The organism is Sphingorhabdus sp. EL138, assembly GCF_945882965.1.
Taxonomy (GTDB): Bacteria; Pseudomonadota; Alphaproteobacteria; order Sphingomonadales; family Sphingomonadaceae; genus Sphingorhabdus_B.
The window spans coordinates 25,058-43,190 of sequence record NZ_CAMCWY010000019.1; the positions used below are offsets into that span (position 1 = coordinate 25,058).

An 18,133-nucleotide genomic window follows, 5' to 3' on the forward strand; every position below is an offset into this window, starting at 1 on the left:
ATTACAGCGGCACGTGCGTCAACCCCCAATAGGTATGCCGCATTAGTTGGACGCAATTGCAACCACGAAAACCCCACCAACACGCCCACCAACACAGTCTCGACTTTGCCCCTACCCAACGGCTATGGTGTTGGCATGCTTACACACACCCAATCTGCAATCGTCCTTTTGTCCGGCGGTATTTTTACCAACAGTCTGACGCGCGCGCAGCGTGGGGTTGCGGCGGCACTGGAGCCCATATATGCCCCTGATTGAGGCCGCAGATTATATCATCGTCGGCGCAGGGTCGGCTGGGTGCGTGTTGGCGGATCGGTTAAGTGCCGATGGCACGCATAACGTCCTGGTGCTGGAATATGGGGGCAGTGACCGCTCCGTGTTGATTCAGATGCCCGCCGCGCTTGCCTACCCCATGAACACCAAAAGGTGGAATTGGGGCTATGAAAGCGAGCCGGAGCCGCATTTGAACAACCGACGCCTGAACTGCCCACGCGGTAAGGGGTTGGGGGGTTCTTCCTCGATTAACGGCCTTGTCTATGTGCGCGGCAATGCGCTCGATTTTGAACATTGGAAAGAAGAGGAAGGCGCAACCGGATGGGGCTATGCCGATGTGCTGCCTTATTTCAAACGCGCCGAGGGCCGGGCCGAAGGTGGGGACGAATATCGCGGCGGCTATGGCCCGTTGTCGACCAGCTATGGCCCGCTCGACAATCCGCTGCATCACGCTTGGCTCGATGCGGCGCAGCAAGCGGGCTATAGCCTGACCGAGGATTATAACGGCTATGCCCAAGAAGGCTTTGGCCGGATGGACATGACGGTGCGGGACGGCACGCGCTGTTCGGCGGCGAAGGCCTATTTGTATGACGCCCGCAAACGCCCCAACCTCAAAGTCATACAAAAGGCATTGGCCACGCGCATCCTGTTTGACGGCACGCGCGCCATTGGGGTGGAGTATGAACGCGCAGGCCAAATGCATAAGGTGCACGCGGCCCGCGAAGTCATCCTGTCGGGCGGTCCCATCAATTCGGTTCAGCTGCTGAAGCTTTCCGGCATTGGCCCCGCCGAGGAGTTGAAAGCGCATGGCATAGACGTGCGCGCGGACAGGCCAGGTGTGGGCGCAAACCTGCAAGATCATCTGGAATTCTATTTCCAAATGGCCTGTACGCAGCCAATAACTTTATACGGCAAGGCAAATCTTCTCGGTAAATTTATGGTCGGTGCCCAATGGCTATTGGGTCGGTCGGGCTTAGGGGCGTCAAACCAGTTTGAAAGCTGCGGCTTTATCCGCAGCCGCGCCGGTATAAAATATCCCGATATCCAATATCATTTCTTTCCCATGGCTATCAATTATGATGGATCGTCGTTGGCGTCCGAACATGGTTTTCAGGCCCATGTTGGCCCCATGCGGTCCAAAAGCCGGGGCACCGTGACGCTCAAAAGCGCGGACCCGCATGACAAGCCCAAAATCCTGTTCAATTATATGAGCCATCCCGACGATTGGGCAGACATGCGGGCCTGCGTGCGGCTGACGCGGGAGATTTTTCAACAGCCCGCCTTTGCGCCCTTTCGCGGACGTGAAATTCAACCCGGCGCGGACATTGTCACCGATGCGCAGATTGACGCCTTCATTGCCGAACATGTCGAAAGCGCGCTGCACCCCAGTTGCACATGCAAGATGGGCAGTCCACGTGACCCGATGGCCGTGGTCGACCCCGAATTGCGTGTCATCAGTGTCCAAGGGCTGCGCGTCGTGGATAGCGGCGTGATGCCAACCATCACCACGGGCAACCTAAATGCGCCGACGATCATGATCGGTGAAAAGGCGGCCGATCATATCCTTGGTAAGCCTATGCTCGCCCCGTCTAATGCGCCATTTTACGTCGCGCCAAATTGGGATATTGCGCAAAGATGATACAAACAATAGTTGAGCCCGCCCGCAATATTGATGTGATCCGCCAAACCGATGTGCTTGTCATTGGTTCTGGCCCCGGTGGCCTTGCCGCAGCTTTGGCATCGGCGCGGGCGGGCGTCGAAACAACCTTGCTCGAACGTTATGGCTGTTTCGGCGGAAACATCACGCAGGTCGGCGTGGAGGGTTTCGCATGGTATCGGCACCCGGCCACAATCGACAGCGAGGGTATCGGGCGAGAGTTTGAAGACCGCGCCAAATTAATGGGCGCGGCCATGCCAGAGCCGCAATCGATCAGCCACAGCCTGGATGCCGAAGCGTTTAAATTTGTCGCAGATACGCTGGTTGAGGAAGCAGGCGTGATCCCGATGCTGCACCGATTATGTGTTGCGCCCATCATGGATGGCAACACGATCCGTGGCGTGATTGTGGAAAGCAAGGCGGGCCGCGAAGCGATCCTTGCAAAGCGGGTGATTGACGCAACAGGAGACGCCGACATTGCCCACCGGGCCGGTGCGCCAACGCATAAGCATCCCGTGGACGAAATGATGTCGGTATCGGTCATGTTTTCGATGTGCGGCGTGAACAAGACGCGGTTCATTGATGCGGTGAAGGCGGACCCGCAAACCTATGGCGACTGGGCCATGGGCGGAGAGTGGGAAGTGATCACCAGTGGTAAAGAGGATGAAATGTTCTCGCCTTTTTTACGCAAGCCGTTTCAAAAGGCGTTGGAGGCTGGCCTGATACCCGACAGCGTTAAGACAATGGCCGGCACTTGGGGCACCGTTTCCGATCAGGGGGATCTCACCTATCTCAACATGTGTCATCTGTATCTGGACGGCACGGATCCCGATGCCCTGACGCATGGGGAAATGGCAGGGCGTAAGCAGGCGATGTACGCCATATCAGCGTTGCAGGCGTTCATGCCTGGCTGCGAGGACGCCAAAATTCGTAACTTCGGCATGACATTAGGCATTCGCGATACCCGCAAGATTGATGCGCTGTATAATATGACCGCAGACGATGTGATGGAGCAAGGCCGTTTTGACGACAGCATTGGGATCTTCCCCGAATTTATCGACGGCTATGGCTATCTTATTTTGCCGACGACGGGCCGCTATTTTCAACTGCCTTACCGGTCGATGTTACCCAAAATTGTGCGGCATTTAATTACCGCTGGCCGCGTGATTGGCGGCGACAAGGTTAGCCATGCTGCGGTCCGGAACATGATGTGTTGCGCGGTTGCCGGACAAGGCGCGGGCGTTGCTGCGGCGTTGGCCGTCAAGTCGGATCGCGATTTTTGCGAGGTCGATATCAGCACCGTGCAACAAGAACTCCGCCGCCAAGGTGCGCGCATTTTCTAAGGCTTAGGGTAAGGACCTTTACGCCTCAACATCTGGGTCCAGCGCGGCTTGAAGGCGTTTGCGGAACAGCAAAATGACCGTACAGCCGACAATAGCGATGCCAGCATCCATAGCCCAGAAAACCGACGGGCTCATTTGATCAAAATAGCTGCCAATCCATCCCGCCAGCACATGCGCGACAAAGGGAGACAGAAACGCAACACCCATCAGGAAAGAGCCCATCCCTTCAGGTGCCGCGCGGCTGACAATGGCCAAAGTCGTTGGCCAATAATACATCCAGGCAAGCCCCATGATCAGCCAGCCAGCGATTGCCCACCCCGCGTTCACACTGTCCGGCGCGCTTTGTCCTAAATTGCCATAAGCGAAAAGAAGTGCGGCAATGGCAATGATGGATGTTCCAATACCTACTTTGGTAACGCTGCTGGGTTCGCTGCCGCGCTTTGCCTGCCATGCCCAAAACATAACCAGCGCAGGGGCCGCCAATATCGCGCCGATCGAATCCATCGATGCAAACCAGCTTGATGGTACCTCGCCAAGCGATGTCGCCAAGTTAACATATTGATCGACCCACAAGATGCCGATGCTCCACACCATGGGGTAAGCGATTTCCGCCGGTATCGTCAGCGCAATCATCAACAAGAGGGCCGCTAAGCGTTTCTTCTCTTTGTGTGTCAAAGGCGGCTTTCTCTTCTGTTTGCGTGCCACAGGGCGGTCATCAGGCAAGTGCCGCTGGCCCAAAATATAAGCGACGAGCGCAATCAACATCAAAGCTGCGGCAACTGCAAACCCTGCATGCCACCCATAAAGCGTCGCAATCAGCCCAGTCACGAGCGGTCCGCTCGCTGCCCCAATGCAAATTCCGGTCGAAAAAATGGTAAAGCCGCGTGACCGCATGGACTCATCCGACCGAGGGTATAGTGCGCCGACCTGCGCAGAGATATTACCCTTAAGAAACCCCGAACCAAGGATCAGCAGCAAAAGCGCGAACAGAAAGCTGGCGTAAAAGGACATCGCCAAATGCCCCGCACTCATCAGGACGACGCCGATCATCACGGTGCGCTTTGCCCCCAATATCCGGTCGGCAACCCAACCGCCGACAATTGGCGTGAAATACACAAGGCCCGCATACCAACCATAAATGATCGCCGAAAAAGCCACGTCGCTCATCGGTCCGCGAAATTCGAACATATTGCGCAGCGCAGCTAGCCCAATGACCTGCGCCGCATTTTCAGGCAGCAGCAGCTCTTTGACCATGTAAAGCGTGAGCAACGCAGACATCCCATAAAAGGAAAAGCGTTCCCACATTTCGGTAAAGGATAAATAGAACAGGCCTTTGGGGTGACTAAACGCCTGGCTATCTGCGGTTTGTTCGATCCTGCCCATGCTTATTTCCCCCCGACAATCTGTGCGTCTCCCGCCGCGCCTGTATCTATGCTCGCTTAGATGACAGGTGCAAGGAAATGATGAGAGTTTGAGCGGATGAACGACGACGCAGCAAGCACATGTAAAGAATAATGGTGGTCGTCAAGCGGTTGACGCTAAACATAAAATAAGGGATAAAGCGTTACGGCGGTCCAGGTCGATACGATCTTGAAATCACATTCAGGCGTGAGGAAATGCCATGCACGTCATTGGCTCGGACAGTGAAATGGCCCAAAAAAAAGACATCCAAGGGTTGTACGGTTCTTGTGGTCGACGATGATCCGGCGTGTCTCGATGAATATTGCGATGCGATAGCCAATTTGGGTTACACCATGAGATCGGCCACCAGCGCACCCGACGCATTGAAACAAATCGCGGAATCACATGAAATCGGCGTTGTTATTACTGACCTTGAAATGCCCAGCATGAACGGCATTTCATTATTGTCTGAAATTTCCAACCGCTTCGCACTGAACCGACCCATTGTGACCTTGGTGCTGACGGGGCATTCGAGCTTGCAAGTCGCCACCAAGGCAATGCAATCGCAAGCTATAGATTTGCTTAGTAAGCCAGTGTCGATGGAGCAATTGGCCGAAGCGCTTTGCCGGGCGTCCGCCCATCATTTTGCGACGGCCAACCGGTTCCAGATCACGGCCCTGACCCAAAGGCTTGATCCACCCGTCGTGCGCGACCAGAACGCAAAACAGAACAATACACCAACGGAAGAAGAGCTTCAGGCATTCACCCGCATGCTGTTAAAACTCCAGCATAATAAATCGAAATTTTTTGACCCGGCGTGCTAACGGGTCCGTCGTGGGAAATATGATCGGCTCCCAGTGGCACAAATTGCAGGCAACATGGGTACCTATGGTTACAATAGGTCCCTTGTTGCCGGATTATGCAAATTGAATGTGCGAAGTGTCGGTATGACCCGACACTTATAGCTCCCATTCAAGCTGTTGCGTTGGGCGCGCATAAATGCACGGCATATCTCCGCCGGAACGGCAGCAAATACCGCCAATATGAAACCAAATCGCAAAACTTACCTAAAACTGAGGCTTAGGCGCACATTGTAAGAGATGTAAACTTTTACAGTCCTGCATATAATGTCGGGAGTTGATGGTGTGCTCCCTAGGGTCAGGACCACTTAAATTCACCTTCGCGGCGTCCTTGCATGGAGCAAATGGTCTCAACCCAGCAGCAAAGGGGCAAGCTTTGCGCGTTGCCACGCCGCATCGCCAAATTGCGACGCATGAAATATCGCGGCACGGCGGTGAAGGCCTGCGTCACAATCATGGGTAAAGCCAAAACCACCGTGAAACTGGATCGCCCGGTCGGCGGCAAAGCTATATGTTGCATCCGCCGCCGCCTTTGCCATGCGCACGGCGATTTCGCCAACGCCTTGATCGCTAAAACTATTGGCAGCGCTGTATAAATGCGACCGCGCCTTTTCATAGTCGACATAGGCGTCGACCGTCGGGTGCTTCAGCGCCTGATATTCGCCGATGATTTTGCCGAATTGCTTGCGCGTTTGCAGATAGCTGACGGTGTAATCGATCACGCTTTGCGACCCACCGCACATTTCGGCACTTTGCAGCAGGTTTGCGGCCTGCTCAATATGCGACAGCGTCGATGCGGTGCGCCCAGTGTCAAGCAAGGCGGCGCGCGATACCACCAAGCCATCCAGCGACAACGCAAAGCTACGTTTGGTCTCGTCTATAATCACTTCGCGGCGAAGGCGACCCGCAACGTCCTGCGCGGTGAGCAAAACCAGAGCTGGCTTGCCATCCAACATCACCGACGCAATGACGATATCGGCGGTCTGTGCCCATGCGACAAAAAGCTTTTGTCCAGACAAATGCACCGAGCCACCCTCCAGCTTTGCCGTCGCTGTGATATTCTGAAGGTCCCAGTCGCCATGCGCTTCGGACAGCGCCAGCGTGCCAATTGCCCCTTCTGCAAGCCGAGGCAGCCATTCAGACGTTTGTGCGTCCGTGCCGCAGACATTAAGCGCCTGCGCGGCTAAGGTCGATGACACCAAAGGCGATGCCATCAGGTGGCGGCCCATTTGTTCAACCACCGGCACGACTTCAGCGAGGCTTAAGCCAACGCCGCCATGCGCCTCGTTTATGGCGATTGCCGTCCAGCCCAGAGCGGCCATTTCGGCCCAGACATCCGCGTCATAGCCCAAATCGCTGTCCATAAGCTTGCGGACCCGGTCGATAGGCGATTTGTCGCGGCAAAAGCTTGTGGCCACATCCAAAAGCTCGATCTGTTCTTCGCTATATCCCAGCCCAGCCAATTGCATGTCATTCTCTCCTCACGCCAAGGTTCCCCTATGGCGCGAGGCGTGACACAAAATCAAGGCGATTTAACTGACTAGTTAACAACGCAGTCTTGGATCAGGACTTATGCCTGCTCCAATATTTTTCGACCTGGCCGCACTTTCATTTTATGGCCCGTCTTGGTGGCAAGCGAGATGTCTTTCACCGTCTGCATGAACACCCATTCATTGGTTGCAGCCTGCGGCGTGAGCGACAAATGCATATAGCCACGGTTGGATGTATCCACCCAGCGCAATTCCTGTTTGCTGGCGCCAACCAAGGTGCGCGCAACAACGGCTGGGTCAGTCAACGGAATCGCGCTTTCAAAGCCTGGCGACGAGACGCTGTGGCCGCCAAATTCAACGCCGGCTGGCTTGCCGCCTTCTGGCAAGTCATACGCCCAGCCATTATGGCTATCGCCCGTGACCACGACCAAGTTCGCGTCTGCGCGCTGCGCTGCCGCCAACAAGCGCGAACGCGCAGCGGGGTAACCGCCCCAATTGTCGAGATTATAAGGTAAGCCCGCCTTGGTCGCAGCAATGCCCTGACGTACATAGTTTTTAGCGCGTTCAGGGGCAAATTGGGGGACCCAATCCATCGCGCTCTCCGGCGTGTAGTTATAGCCCATATTGGTACCCGAACCGAGCACCGCCCATGTGGAACGGCTGCGGCCAATTGCGCGTGACAACCACGCCTCTTGTTCGCTGCCCAGCATCGTCATCGATGGATCGCGCCACGCGCCATCACGGTATTTAGATAGTGCCTTTGCCGGATCACCTGAGCGCAGAAGGTCACTATATTCATAGGGCTTGGTCCGCGCGATTGCGCGCGTGTCTGTGCGATAATATGTCGCAAGGTCGCCAATCGCATATTCCTTCCATGGCTGCTCACCGACGGGCAACCATTCGCGCCATACCTGCATCGCTGCGTTGCGCCGGGCGCTCCAGTCGCCTTCGTCAACGCTGTGGTTTTGCGCGCCACCTTCCCAACTGTCATTGGCAGTTTCATGATCGTCGGTATTAACGATCATCGGGAAGTTCGCATGCAACGCCTGCAACTGCGCGTCCGAACGATAGCTGGCATAGCGCAGGCGGTAGTCCGCAAGCGTTAGGATTTCATCCGCCGGGAACATCCGTGCGGCAAACTTTGCGCCGCCATCATAACCACCAGGGCCATATTCATAAATATAATCGCCCATGTGCAGCACGAGATCAATGTCGTTGCGCGCAGCCGCATGGCCATATGCGTTGAATTCACCAAAGCCCAGATTGGAGCAGGAGAATATCGCGATGTTGAACTTCGCCGCCTTGCCAACGGGCAACGTCTTGGTGCGACCAACCGACGAAATGCTGCCATCGGGCGCGATGAAGCGGAACCAATGCCATTTGCCGGGCGCTAGATTATCGACGGTGATTTTGACCGTATGGTCGCGCCATGGCCCAGTGACCATTTCGCCACCGCCTGCAATCTTGATAAAATCCTGACTTTCGGAAATTTCAACGCGCACTTTGGATGCGCCGCCCGTTGGGTTCACATAGCGCGTCCATAACAGCACCGAGTCGGGTCCAGGCTCACCGCTTGCAACATTGTGCGTAAATCCAGTGAGACCAAGAAGCGTCTGCGCCATGGCAGCGCCGCCCGGCAGCATCAGCCCGCCAAGACCAAAGCCAGCGGTCGCCAACAAATGACGGCGATTGATTATAAATGACATTATCGGCTTCCCCTTTTGCGTTCCCAACTATCCATTGGGCGCACCGTAACGATGCTTCGGGGCCTGCGTTAATAAATAGCTATTGCATCCTTATGACAGGCGCAGGTGCCGTCTCAGATGAAACTATCCAGCCATTTTTCGGCCAAAGCCTCCGCCTCAGCCACGCTGAACGGCGCATTGCCAAGGCTTAATTCAAGCCATAGGCCATCGACCAAAGCCGTCAGCGCCACTGCCGCCAATCGGGCGTCTGCTGGAGCGTTGGGGCAGGCAAGGATGAGGCGCTCCATATCCTGCCGGTTTTCAGCGTAAATCTCATCATGGATTTCGCCAATGGTGGGCACCGTGCGCGACAGGCTCCAAAACGCCAGCCATGTGGCGAGCAGCTCCGGATCTGCAATCGGCGCACGAAAACTTGCGTTCACAAAGGCCAACAACCGGCCGCGCGGGTTATCGCACGCAACAGCGTTAACCGCCGCGTGCATCGCATCGGAGACGCGCGCGCCAGTGGCACGATAGGTTGCGGCCACCAACGCATCAATTCCGCCGAAATAATGCCGCAGCAAACCCGCCGACACCCCGGCCTCCAGGCAAATGGCGCGCACCGACGTCCCATGCGCACCGCGCATGGATAGGCAGCGCGCCGTAGCCGCAATCAATGCGTCGCGGCGCGTGTCAGCGCTTTTTCGGGTGAAGACTTGTCGCGGTTGCATGCCGCTGTTATACACTCGTATAACAAGGGGAGCAAGATGTCCGAATCGGGCTTAGACATATCGCATGATCATTTGGAAGGTTGGAGCCTGCCGGCTTGGACCTATGATGATCCCGAATTTGCCGCACTTGAGGTGGACCGCATCTTCCGCCCGTCGTGGCAGGTGGTGTGCCATGTTAGCGACGTCGTGGGTGCGGGTGACTGGCACAGCCTCGATTATATCAATGAAAGCGTCATTGTCGTGCGCGGCGCGGACCACGTGCTTCGCGCGTTCACGAATGTCTGCCGTCACCGGGGCAGCCGCTTGGTCGATGGCTCCGGCGGCTGCGCCAAGAAATTGGTCTGCCCCTATCACGCATGGACCTATGACCTTGATGGCCGCTTGACTGGCGTACCCGACAGCGCATCTTACCCGACGCTGGACAAGGATAAGGCCGGCCTTGTGCCCGTCGACATGGAAATCTGGCGCGGGTTCATCTTCGTCCGTCTGGAAAGCGGCGGGCCTTCGGTGGCCGAAATGATGGCCCCTTATGAAGCGCAAGTTGCGCCTTATCGTTTTGAGGAATTGACGGCGCTTGGCCGCGTCACCATGCGCCCGCGCGATGTAAACTGGAAAAATATCGGCGACAATTATTCCGACGGCTTGCATATCACCGTCGCGCATCCCGGCCTCACACGCCTGTTCGGCAAAAGCTATGGTGTTGAGGCGCAACCGCATGTCGACCGCATGTGGGGCGACCTTGTGGACCGGCCATCGGCCAATTGGTCGGAACGCGCCTATCAAAACATGCTGCCGCCAGTCCCGCATTTGCCTGCCGCTAATCAGACGCGCTGGTTGTATTTCAAGCTATGGCCCTCAGTTGCTTTTGACATATATCCCGATCAAGTTGACTTCATGCAATGGCTGCCCACTGGGCCGAATAGCTGCGTCATCCGTGAGATCAGCTATATCCTTCCTGACGCCCCCGATTACCAATGGCGCCGCGAAATGCGCGCCGCGCGTTACCTCAACTGGCGGATCAACCGTCAAGTCAATGCCGAGGACACCGTCCTTGTCACCCGCGTGCAGCAAGGCATGGCGAGCCGCAGTTTTTCCATGGGTCCGCTGTCCGACAAGGAAGTGTGCCTGAAAAGCTTCTGCCGCCAAATCCGCAATATCATTCCTGAGGCCCGCCTCGAACAACGCCCCGCATCGGGCTGGAGCAGAAAATGACCAAAAAATATGACGCCCTCATCATTGGTGCTGGCCATAATGGCTTGGTTTGCGCCTTTTATCTCGCCCGTGCCGGCTTAAAAGTCCGCATTGTCGAGCGCCGCGATGTCGTCGGCGGCGCGGCTGTCACTGAAGAATTCCACCCCGGTTTCCGCAACTCGGTCGCAAGCTACACCGTCAGCCTGCTTCAGCCGAAGGTGGTCGCCGATATGAAGCTGGTCGATCATGGCTACCGCGTCATTGAACGCCCCATTTCCAATTTCCTGCCTCAAGAAGATGGCGGCTATTTGAAACTCGGTGGCGGGCTGAAACGCACACAGGCTGAATTCGCTCGCTTTTCAAAGCATGATGCGGCGGTCTTGCCGCAATATTATGACATGTTGGAGGGTGTCGCGGACGTGTTACGCGACCTTGCATTGCGCTCCCCGCCCAATGTCGGCGATGGCATAAAGACCCTTATCGATGCCGCCGTGCAGGGACGCGGGCTGATGAAGCTCAACCTATCGCAACAGCGTGATGTGTTGGAACTGTTCACCAAATCGGCGCGCAGCTTCTTGGATAGCTGGTTCGAAAGCGAAGCGGTAAAGGCCGCGTTTGGCTTTGACGCTGTTGTTGGCAATTACGCCAGCCCCGATACGCCGGGCAGCGCTTATGTCTTGCTGCACCATGTCTTTGGTGAAGTGAATGGCAATAAGGGCGCGTGGGGCCACAGCATTGGCGGCATGGGCACGATTACCCAGATCATGGCCAAGATATGCCGCGATCTGGGCGTCGAGATCACCCTAGAGGCACCTGTATCCCGCGTATTGGTTGATGGCGAAAAAGTTGCGGGCGTGCGCCTTGAAAGCGGCGAAGAAATCGTTGCCGACCGCGTGATTTCCAACGTCGGGCCAAAGCTGCTTTACGAACGCCTATTCGACGATGCCGACCTGAAACCCGAATTCAAACGCCGCGTAAAGGGTTTCAAGGCAGGTAGCGGCACGTTCCGTATGAACGTCGCTTTGTCCGAGCTGCCCAAATTCACGTGCTTACCCGAAGTTGGCGAGCACCATCAATCGGGCATCATCATCGCGCCAACATTGGATTATATGGACCGCGCGTTTTTGGATGCGAAGCGGGGTGGCTGGTCGCAAAAGCCCATCGTTGAAATCCTTATCCCGTCGACCGTCGACGACAGCCTCGCGCCCGCAGGACAGCATGTCGCCAGCCTGTTCTGCCAACAATTTGCGCCTGAACTGCCCAACAACGCAGATGGCGCGCCGCGCGATTGGGACGCCGAAGAAGGCAAGGCTGCCGATGATATCATCAGCACGGTTGAGGCCTATGCCCCCGGCTTCCGCGCGTCGGTTTTGGGCCACCAAATCCTGAGCCCAAAGGGGCTGGAGCGGAAATTCGGACTGGTCAGCGGCGATATCATGCATGGCAATATGAGCCTTGACCAATTATGGTCCGCACGCCCGATTTTGGGCCATGGCGCATATCGCGGGCCGTTAAAGGGCCTGTATATGTGCGGCGCGGGTAGCCATCCCGGCGGCGGCGTAACCGGCGCTCCGGGCCATAATTGCGCCGCAGAGGTGTTAGCCGACCGCAGTGTGTTCAAACGCATATTTGCCTGAGGACCTTAGCTCATGACAATAAAAAAGCCGGACCTTTTCAGATCCGGCTTCCTCCCCCTGTCGCTTTTAGCGACGAACTCTATGTCATGCGTTACATGACATAACAATAATTTGCGCGCAACAAGTTTTATGCGCGACGAAAACGGAACAATCGTTAGAAATCCCGCGAGAATTTCACACCGATTATGCGGGGCTTGATGAGCACGTCGTAAAACGCACCGCCCGTTGGCGTGGTTGGCGTGACACCCGTTCCGCACGTTGTTTCAATACACTGCACACCGGTATTCACCACGCCGCGTGTATCGAACAGGTTTGTGGCAAATGCCTCAATCGCCCATGTTTCATTCTTCACGCCAACGGAAAAGTCCGCCGTTGTATAGGCATCCAGATTGCCCTTGATCGCATTCTGCACTGGCCGCAAATCGCTGCGGCGGCTGCCTGTATGATTGACGGCAAACTGCACATGACCATCCCAATCAGCGATGGGGAATTCATACCGCGCAATTGCATTGCCCTTAAATTTGGCGGTCACAGGCAAACGCGAGCCCGATGGCGCAAGCAATTCATTGCCCGCTGTGGTGCAATCAAAAGTTGCGTTGGCTATCTTACAAAAATCGCGTTGGCTTTTCGCATCATTATAGCTGAAACCAGTGTTGATGCTGAAACCGCCGGCACGATAGCCAACGTCCATTTCGACACCACGAATACGGGCCACACCCGCATTGCGGATTTCGGTCAGGCCGTTTGCACCCAAGAATGAAAGCTGGATATTATTCCAATCTTCCTGAAACACCGCGCCATTCCAGCGGAACGTACCGAAGGTGGTTTTCCAGCCCAATTCATAATTGTCGAGCTTGTCCGACCCATAAGGTGGCAAGGTGCCGCGACGGTTGATCCCGCCCGGACGGAAACCGCGCGACCATGTCGCATAGACCAACACATCGTCGGTGACTTTGTACGTTGCGTTCAACTTATGGATGAAACCCTTGTCCGACGTTGATTTGTCAACATTGGTGCAAGGGCTGCCATCGACAATCGCTGGCCGTCCGTTGCATGCAGCTTCACCTGTTCCATCTTTAATGAACGCCCCAGTATCTTCATCAAATTTGTCGGAGCTATAACCAGCCGAATAGCCGAAGAAGCCCTGAAGCGAGTTATCGAACTTATAATAACGCAAGCCACCGGTCAGCGAGAGCTTCTCCGTCAAATCATAGGTTAATTCACCAAAGGCCGCATAATCGCGGTCAACCCGCTGTTGCTTGGTCAGCCAAATATTACTGTCGGTACCCGTCACAGTGATGGAATCGGCAATATTGTCGATGATGTAATTCTGTTCGATATTATGCGACTGACGTTGCGCAAATAGACCGCCGATGAACCGCAAGGGCGCATCCGCAGGGCTTGCAACCCGCAATTCGCCGAAGCTTTTGTTATACCGGTCAATGCCTTGAATATACTGGTTCGGGTTCACCAGATTTTCGGCATTGTCATAGAAATAATTGCCGTAACCAGACAGAGCGTCATAGAAATAGGCATAATCGGAATAGTCGGTCTGCGTTTCGGTCTTGCGGCGCAAATAGCCGCCCGTCGCGGTCACATCCCAGCTGCCGATCTTGCCTTCTACCGTCATCGCCGCCTGAATCCACTTATCGCGGCTGCCTTCGGGATTGTACTGAACGGTTTGCAGCTCGCCAGTGGTTTGCCCCGAACGTTCCTGCGCATAGCTCCCTTGCGTATTCTGAACCTGCCCCATCACGGTTGGCTTAATGGTCCAATTGTCATCAAGGTCGATGCCGAGCGCCAAACGCGCGCCATAGGTTTCGGCGTCGTTATAGTTTTTCTCAACCAACGCAGCGTTGCTCTGCCGGATACCAGACGAGGCATAGGTCCGCTCGCCCAACACATTGTCGATATAGCCGCCATCGTCTCGATACCAGCCAACCAAACGCGCTGCTGCACCTTCGGCAATCGGCACGTTGACAAAGCCTTCGTAAATCGATCCGAGGTCGCCATGCGCAATAGTGTTCAGTTCAACGCCAGCGCTGCCGTAGAAACCGGATGTATCAGGCGCGTTTGTCACCAGCTTCAAAGTGCCAGCCATCGAACTTGCACCATATAATGTGCCCTGCGGTCCGGCGAGCGCCTCAACACGCGCAAGGTCATAAGCATGCAAATCCAAAGCGCCCTGAATGGTCGTGATCGGCATTTCGTCGAGATAGGTGCCAACCGTCGGCAGCGAAGCCGAGTGGTTTGCGTTTTCGCCGGAGGCTACGCCGCGGAAATAGACTTGCGCAAAGCCGGGTCCGCCTTGCTGGATAGTCACCGATGGCAGGAACTTCACAACATCCTGCAATTCGCTGACTTGCAATTGGTCCAGCTTTTCATTGCCAATGGCATTGATCGCGATTGGCACGTCTTGCAAATTCTGTTCCCGCTTTTGCGCGGTCACGACGATGACGTTGCTGTCTGTGTCCGCCGCTTCCTGCGCCATTGCAGGAACGGCAAAGGCGGTTGATGTTAACAACATAACCAATGCTGTGCGGACGTTAGATTTCTGATTTGTTCGGCGCATGTAGCGACTCTCCCTGTTTACCTTGTCAGAAATAGGCCCCCAATATGGCGTCCACGCAATATATTTTCGCAATTTGCGTCATTTATTTTTAATTTTAGATCACTGTGTTGTAATGCAGCAACTATATTGTTGTGGCGGGATAGATTTCCCAAAGCGGCCCAAGCGCGCGCTTCAGCGGCTCCAGATGCGCCGCATAGGGCTTCCATTGATCCACGCCGTCACGGTTGATGGGGCGGCGAACTTGCTCGCTTGATGCCGTACGCACGGCCCGCGTATTCTGATGAAAATTCAGGCAATTGTCTTCAAACGGAAGGCCAAGGAAATCCAATAGCCCGCGAATTTCACGTTCTGGATTTTCCAACAATTCTTCATGAATGACGCGGTAGACATAACCCGACGTACCCGTGTCAAAATGCGCCATCAACCGCACATAATCCACATAATATTGCCCCATATGCGCAAGGTCGTAACTAAACGCCTGCCCCTTGGCGAAATGCTGCCGATAATTGGAAAAACAGCAATCGAGCGGGTGCCGCCGCGCGTCGATGATTTTGGCGTTGGGCAAAATCAGACGGATGAACGCGACGTAATTCCAGTTATTGGGCAGCTTGTCGATGAAGAACGGTTTGGCGGTCTTACGCTGAATCCGCGTGCGTTCGATAAACTCCGCGCCAAGCCTGTCGGCATCATCGGCGGATAGCGCAACGGTCGCATCAATCCAGTCCGACGCGCGCCCTTCACGTAGCGCCATCGCTGGAATGTCGGGCAACTCCATCGTGCCCTCCACCATCGAATGGCTGGCAAGGATTTGTTCAATCAGCGTTGAACCCGCGCGCGGCATACCGATGATGAAAATCGGGTCGGGCGCATCATGCCCCTGCCCCGCCCGCGCGCGCCAAAATTCCGGCGTGCATATAGCGATGATTTTGTCGACCTGCATGCGCACCGCTTGCGGATCATAATGCAGCTCGGCACTGCGCAGCGCATTTGCTTTTGCATAATGCGCGAATGCCGCATCATGGTCAGCGCGCTCCTCCATCGCCTTGCCCAGTGCAAAATGCAGATGATATGCGTCCTCTGCGCCAAGACCGTCCGACGCCAGAGCCGCGTCCATCGCCGCGACGTCATCGTCGGAGAAGCTTACCGTCTTCAAATTGGCGAGGCTCCAATATACTTCACCCAAAGTGGGTTCCACCGCCAGAGCGCGGCGATAGGCGGCAACGCTTTCATCCTGATTGCCGACGGTCTTGAGCATATGGCCATAGCTCATCCACAATTTGGCATGGTCCGGAAAACGCGCGGTCAGCTCCTGATACAGCGCGATAGCCTCTGCATAGCCGCCAATCCGTCCAAGCGCTGCGGCTTTCAGGTTTTGCTGGACGGGGTTGTCACCCCCTTGAGCCAAAACGGCGTTGAGATTTTCTAGCGCCTCTGGAAAGCGATTTTGCTTATACAACACAGTTGCCAAATTGGCCCGCGCCGCGCCGAAATCAGGCGTCAGTTCCAATGCGCGGCGCAACAAAGCCTCGCTATCTTTCAACCGGCCAACGCGTGCGGCCAGCTCGGCCATCATACGGATCGCCGCGACATCAGTGGGCGCCGCACGCAAATGCCCGCGCAAAATCGGCTCTGCATCCTCCAACCTGTTTTCTGTCAAAGCCACCGCCGCCGCCATGAGGTTGGGGTTGCGCAAGGCGGCTTCAATCGCGGGGCGAGCGGAGGGCTGGTTCATATGCTAAGGTCTATGCCAAGCGGCAGCGATTTTGAAGCGGCCAAATCATCGGGCGTGTCGATGTCGCGCAAACTGCCAATTGGTGCAGCTATTGTGCGGGCGGGCGCAAGGATTTGCCGCGCGCCCGCATCGCCTTTGGTCTCCAGCAAAAATGGCCAGCTTGATCGCGGAAATATGGCAGGTGGCATTGGTTGGTTGCCGTCCGATGACGCAAGGATGTCGCCGTCGCATGCCTGTATCAGCGCGTCGATGTGTGCGGCCATGATGAATGGCATATCGGCCAGCGCAATCAGCAAGGCGTGCGCCTGCGTCTTTGCAACGGCCGCAACCGCAAGATGCAGCGACCCCGAAAGCCCAAGATTAACGTTCGAGTTTTCGACCACCGCATAACCCGCCCCTGCATAAAGCGACGAGATAACCGCCTTGGGCTGGCACACCGCAAAATGCGCCGCAGCGTCCATGCTGGCCAAAGTGCGCGCGGCCCGCAGACCGAGCGGCGCGCCATCCAAATCCGCCATCAACTTATCCGAACCAAAACGCCGCGCATTTCCAGCGGCAAGGACGGCAATTGCGACCTGCTTGGCCTCCATCATCGCAGGCCCATATTGAACGCACAGATCATGCCGCCCGCAATTGAAAGCGCGATTTCCGGTGCGCTGATCGCGTTAATCGCAACGCCCGCTGGCCCCTCTATCCGCGCGCAATGTTCCGCACTGACGCCCGCCACAGACAGCCGCGACAGCCGCGCCTGATGTGACCGCGATGAGCCCAAAGCCGCCACATAAGCCGCGGGGCTTGCCAATGCGGCAATCAAAGCGGGATCGTCGATCTTGGGATCATGGCTTAAGGTGACAATCGCGCTGCGGCTATCGGGCGCGAAGGCCTTTACCGCGTCGTCGGGCCAGCGGTCATCCAAGCGCACGCCGGGGAAACGATCCGCCGTCAAAAACCGACCGCGCGGGTCGCACAACGTAACATCAATGCCTTGCGAAACCGCAATCGCCGATAACGCCGCCGCAATCTCCACCGCGCCGACAATCAACAGGCGGCGGGGGGGATGATAGAGATTGATAAAGCCGTCCGCCTGCGCGCCTTGCATTACCCCAGTGCGGCCAGTGGCGAGGTCGGTCACAACGGACAATGTCGCGCCGCTGGCGCGGGCGCGTACGATATCGGCAAACAGGCTTTCTGGAAAGCCTTCCGCCGACACCGGCTGCACCAGCACCTGAATATCGCCGCCACATGGAAGGCCAACGTCCCACGCCGCATCATCGGCAACGCCGTAACGCCGCAATATTGCTAGCGCACCGGCCAAGACCATCTGCGCGCGTGCCAGAACGTCCGCCTCAACACATCCGCCAGAAACTGAACCCACAAACCGCCCATCGGCATGGACCAGCATATGCGTGCCGGCTGGACAAGGCGCAGACTTCCACGTTTCAACCACCGTCGCAATCGCCATTGGCGCGCCAGCCCAATCACGCGCGGCGGCAAGGATACGATCATGGTTGGCACTGCCTGTTTTCATGGCTACCCGCTAGCAAAGTGATTGAAGCGTTGCTAT

General features: G+C 56.2%; 13 protein-coding genes. 5 read left to right on the top strand and 8 right to left on the bottom strand.

Translation table 11 applies throughout. From position 1 onward, the window contains the following. The first annotated feature begins 241 nt into the window (after nt 1-241). Together betA and Q0N43_RS09140 are read left to right on the top strand one after the other, a co-directional pair. Nucleotides 242-1,909, top strand: coding sequence for a choline dehydrogenase (betA, locus tag Q0N43_RS09135; RefSeq protein ID WP_295445618.1), 1,668 nt, complete (start codon nt 242-244; stop codon nt 1,907-1,909). Next, a complete protein-coding gene (locus Q0N43_RS09140) occupies nt 1,906-3,270 on the top strand; it encodes an FAD-dependent oxidoreductase (protein WP_295445621.1) in 1,365 nt (454 codons plus the stop codon). Before betA ends, Q0N43_RS09140 begins: the two co-directional genes overlap by 4 nt. Before the next feature lie 18 nt (nt 3,271-3,288). Here the strand turns inward: Q0N43_RS09140 and Q0N43_RS09145 are convergent, their stop codons facing one another. Then, entirely contained in the window at nt 3,289-4,653 is a 1,365-nt protein-coding gene (locus tag Q0N43_RS09145; RefSeq protein ID WP_295445623.1) for a peptide MFS transporter, read from the bottom strand. A gap of 260 nt (nt 4,654-4,913) precedes the next feature. On the opposite strand from Q0N43_RS09145, the gene Q0N43_RS09150 reads away from it, so the two are divergent. After that, nucleotides 4,914-5,495: a response regulator gene (locus tag Q0N43_RS09150; RefSeq protein ID WP_295445625.1), complete on the top strand. Its 582-nt coding sequence runs from the start codon at nt 4,914-4,916 to the stop codon at nt 5,493-5,495. Nucleotides 5,496-5,881: 386 nt separating this feature from the next. On the opposite strand, the gene Q0N43_RS09155 is transcribed toward Q0N43_RS09150, so the two are convergent. From Q0N43_RS09155 to Q0N43_RS09165, 3 genes are all read right to left on the bottom strand, one after another. After that, nucleotides 5,882-7,000 carry an acyl-CoA dehydrogenase family protein gene (locus Q0N43_RS09155; RefSeq protein ID WP_295445627.1) on the bottom strand — a complete coding sequence of 373 codons (1,119 nt, stop codon included), beginning with the start codon at nt 6,998-7,000 and terminating at the stop codon, nt 5,882-5,884. Between the two features lie 101 nt (nt 7,001-7,101). After that, nucleotides 7,102-8,727 (bottom strand): alkaline phosphatase D family protein, encoded by a 1,626-nt coding sequence (locus Q0N43_RS09160; RefSeq protein ID WP_295445628.1) that lies wholly within the window; start codon nt 8,725-8,727, stop codon nt 7,102-7,104. Between the two features lie 113 nt (nt 8,728-8,840). Further along, complete coding sequence (locus Q0N43_RS09165) at nt 8,841-9,437, bottom strand: TetR family transcriptional regulator C-terminal domain-containing protein (RefSeq protein ID WP_295445630.1); 597 nt, start codon at nt 9,435-9,437, stop codon at nt 8,841-8,843. Nucleotides 9,438-9,473: 36 nt separating this feature from the next. Between Q0N43_RS09165 and Q0N43_RS09170 the strand changes: the two genes are divergently transcribed. Both Q0N43_RS09170 and Q0N43_RS09175 read left to right on the top strand, forming a co-directional pair. Continuing rightward, complete coding sequence (locus Q0N43_RS09170) at nt 9,474-10,649, top strand: aromatic ring-hydroxylating dioxygenase subunit alpha (protein WP_295445632.1); 1,176 nt, start codon at nt 9,474-9,476, stop codon at nt 10,647-10,649. Then, complete coding sequence (locus tag Q0N43_RS09175; RefSeq protein WP_295445634.1) at nt 10,646-12,265, top strand: NAD(P)/FAD-dependent oxidoreductase; 1,620 nt, start codon at nt 10,646-10,648, stop codon at nt 12,263-12,265. Before Q0N43_RS09170 ends, Q0N43_RS09175 begins: the two co-directional genes overlap by 4 nt. Nucleotides 12,266-12,419: 154 nt before the next feature. Here Q0N43_RS09175 and Q0N43_RS09180 read toward each other — a convergent pair whose 3' ends face one another. From Q0N43_RS09180 to Q0N43_RS09195, 4 genes are all read right to left on the bottom strand, one after another. Beyond that, complete coding sequence (locus tag Q0N43_RS09180) at nt 12,420-14,837, bottom strand: TonB-dependent receptor (protein ID WP_295445636.1); 2,418 nt, start codon at nt 14,835-14,837, stop codon at nt 12,420-12,422. Between the two features lie 121 nt (nt 14,838-14,958). Then, nucleotides 14,959-16,569 carry a tetratricopeptide repeat-containing sulfotransferase family protein gene (locus tag Q0N43_RS09185; protein WP_295445638.1) on the bottom strand — a complete coding sequence of 537 codons (1,611 nt, stop codon included), beginning with the start codon at nt 16,567-16,569 and terminating at the stop codon, nt 14,959-14,961. Then, entirely contained in the window at nt 16,566-17,162 is a 597-nt protein-coding gene (locus Q0N43_RS09190; RefSeq protein ID WP_295445640.1) for a nucleotidyltransferase family protein, read from the bottom strand. The genes Q0N43_RS09185 and Q0N43_RS09190 overlap by 4 nt, the downstream gene beginning before the upstream one ends. Then, a complete protein-coding gene (locus Q0N43_RS09195) occupies nt 17,159-18,097 on the bottom strand; it encodes an XdhC family protein (protein ID WP_295445642.1) in 939 nt (312 codons plus the stop codon). The genes Q0N43_RS09190 and Q0N43_RS09195 overlap by 4 nt, the downstream gene beginning before the upstream one ends. Nucleotides 18,098-18,133 lie beyond the last annotated feature (36 nt).

Coding starts and splice junctions, on each gene's coding strand:
- Q0N43_RS09180 (WP_295445636.1), bottom strand. CDS start 14,837: ATGCGCCGAACAAATCAGAAATCTAACGTCCGCACAGCATTGGTTATG.
- Q0N43_RS09170 (WP_295445632.1), top strand. CDS start 9,474: ATGTCCGAATCGGGCTTAGACATATCGCATGATCATTTGGAAGGTTGG.
- Q0N43_RS09145 (WP_295445623.1), bottom strand. CDS start 4,653: ATGGGCAGGATCGAACAAACCGCAGATAGCCAGGCGTTTAGTCACCCC.
- Q0N43_RS09175 (WP_295445634.1), top strand. CDS start 10,646: ATGACCAAAAAATATGACGCCCTCATCATTGGTGCTGGCCATAATGGC.
- Q0N43_RS09165 (WP_295445630.1), bottom strand. CDS start 9,437: ATGCAACCGCGACAAGTCTTCACCCGAAAAAGCGCTGACACGCGCCGC.
- Q0N43_RS09160 (WP_295445628.1), bottom strand. CDS start 8,727: ATGTCATTTATAATCAATCGCCGTCATTTGTTGGCGACCGCTGGCTTT.
- Q0N43_RS09155 (WP_295445627.1), bottom strand. CDS start 7,000: ATGCAATTGGCTGGGCTGGGATATAGCGAAGAACAGATCGAGCTTTTG.
- Q0N43_RS09195 (WP_295445642.1), bottom strand. CDS start 18,097: ATGAAAACAGGCAGTGCCAACCATGATCGTATCCTTGCCGCCGCGCGT.
- Q0N43_RS09140 (WP_295445621.1), top strand. CDS start 1,906: ATGATACAAACAATAGTTGAGCCCGCCCGCAATATTGATGTGATCCGC.
- betA (WP_295445618.1), top strand. CDS start 242: ATGCCCCTGATTGAGGCCGCAGATTATATCATCGTCGGCGCAGGGTCG.
- Q0N43_RS09185 (WP_295445638.1), bottom strand. CDS start 16,569: ATGAACCAGCCCTCCGCTCGCCCCGCGATTGAAGCCGCCTTGCGCAAC.
- Q0N43_RS09190 (WP_295445640.1), bottom strand. CDS start 17,162: ATGATGGAGGCCAAGCAGGTCGCAATTGCCGTCCTTGCCGCTGGAAAT.